The 335-nt window shown below is 77.6% G+C and carries 1 pseudogene; it reads left to right on the forward strand.

The features are described from left to right. Positions 1-335, forward strand: a pseudogene (locus GT030_RS34160) (hypothetical protein); the annotation flags it as partial.

Here is a 335-nt window from a genome sequence, read left to right on the forward strand (position 1 = left end):
GCCCCGCCCGTCGAGGTGGTGGAGCTGCGCCGCCGCGAACTCGCCCAGCTGGCCTGGCCGGAGGCGGCCGGGACCACACCCGAGCAGCGCGAGGCACTGGAGCTGGCCGTCCGGCACAAGCTCACCGCCCCCGAGGTCGCCGCCGTGCTCGGCCTGGAGCCCGCAGCCGCCCGCGAGCTGCTGGCCTCCGCCGCCTGCGAGGTCGAACGCACCCGCGCCGCCCTCGCCGTGGTGGAGACCGGGGGCTGCCCGAGCGTGGCCCACCTCACCGGCGACAGCCAGTTGATGCTGAGCGCGGCCCTGCGCCGCGAGCTGGTCCGGCACGTCGACGACTG

Origin of the sequence: Streptomyces sp. SID1328 (assembly GCF_009865595.1) — a bacterium.
Classification (GTDB): domain Bacteria; phylum Actinomycetota; class Actinomycetes; order Streptomycetales; family Streptomycetaceae; genus Streptomyces; species Streptomyces griseoluteus.